Genomic DNA, 1,590 nt, shown 5'->3' on the forward strand with positions numbered 1-1,590 from the left:
GCGCAAATCCCTTCAGCGCGAGTTCGTCGATGGTGACGCGGATGCGGCTCATGCCCACCCCCGGACTTCGGCTTCCGACAGCGGCCGCTCGATCTTCTGCGCTTCGAGTTGCGCGGCTTCGAGCAGATGGCGCATGCCGACCGGCTGGCCCGCCGCCGCGGCGAGGAACGCCGCATTGAGCGCTATGTTGCGAATATTGCCGCCGGCGACGTTGAGCCGGGCGAGGCGCTTCGTCTCCAGGCTCTCGGTGGGCGTCCTCGCCGGGAACACGCGGCCCCAGATCGCCTCGCGTTGGACGGCGTCGGGAAACGGGAAATTCACCACGAACCGCAGGCGGCGCTGGAACGCCTTGTCCATGGTGGATTTGAGGTTTGTCGTGAGGATCGCGAGGCCCTGATAGGCCTCCATGCGCTGGAGCAGGTAGCCGATCTCGATATTGGCGTAACGATCGTGGCTGTCCTTGACATCGCTGCGCTTGCCGAACAGCGCGTCCGCCTCGTCGAACAACAGAAGCGCGCCGCCTTCCTCGGCGGCGTCGAAGACCTGCCGCAGGTTCTTCTCGGTCTCGCCGATGTATTTGCTGACCACGGCGGAGAGGTCGATGCGGTAAAGGTCGAGGTCGAGATCGCGGGCCAGCACCTCGGCCGCGAGCGTCTTGCCGGTGCCGCTCGCGCCGGCGAAAAGCGCGCTAACTCCAAGTCCTCGTCGGCCCTTGTCCGCGAAGCCCCAGTTCTCGTGGACCTGCATGCGGTGGCCAATTTGGTCGGCCAATTGTCGCAGCGTCTGCATCTGCGGTTCCGGCAGGATCAGATCCTCCCATCCGGCCGACGGCATAATGCGTTGCGCCAGATCCTCGAGCCGCGGGCGCGCCATCGCGCGGCAGGTGCTCCACAATTCGCTCGGCTGCAGTTTCTCGGGGGCCATCGCGTTCGCTTCCGTCGCTGCGCGCGGCGCGGTGGTTGCGGAGGTGACCAGGGTTGTTGCGTGAATCGCTTTGGCGCTCAGCCGGAAGTGCTGGGACAGGTTGTCGAGCATGCCGTTGAGGCTGCCGGCCGCCGGGCCGAGCGCGCGCGCCCAAATCTGCTTCTGCTCGACCGGAGGCGGCTTCTCGACCTCAACACGCAGGAACGGACGGCGCAGCCGCAGCGGCTCGCGGCTCGCAAGAAAGAGCGGAGCTGGCAGTCGTTCTGCGAGATGGCGGGCGGCGGCCGAGAAGCCGCAGGGCGCACACTGTATAAAGAGAGTCGCGGACAAGAGCAGCGCCTCGCGTTCCCATAGCGTGACGAACTGGTTGAGCTCAGCGCCGGGCGCCGGGATATCGTCGACCGGCAGCACGAAGAGCTCGTGGCCGAGCGCGCGCGCGGCGAATGCTGCGACGTCTTCCTGTCCCTGCGGGTCGTCGCCGCACAATTGCAGCACGGGAGCGTCGCGGCCACGCATGTCGAGAGCGCGCGCGGCCTGTTGTGCCAGGCGCTCATGCGCCGCGGCAATCCAGTCCGGCGCGGCGCTTGCCTGTAGCAGCGGCCGCAATCGCTGATCGAGGTCGTTGATGCCGGCCAGATAGTGAAGGATGCGCTCATCGATGTGCAG

1 protein-coding gene is annotated in these 1,590 nt (G+C 66.8%); it reads right to left on the minus strand.

Going from position 1 to position 1,590, the window contains the following annotated elements; genetic code table 11:
- Nucleotides 1-48: 48 nt before the first annotated feature.
- Nucleotides 49-1,590, minus strand: a 1,542-nt coding sequence (locus tag WCB02_RS22260; protein ID WP_423961469.1) for an ATP-binding protein, incomplete at its 5' end; no start/stop codon positions are given.

This window comes from Bradyrhizobium sp., assembly GCF_049581145.1.
Lineage (GTDB): Bacteria > Pseudomonadota > Alphaproteobacteria > Rhizobiales > Xanthobacteraceae > Bradyrhizobium.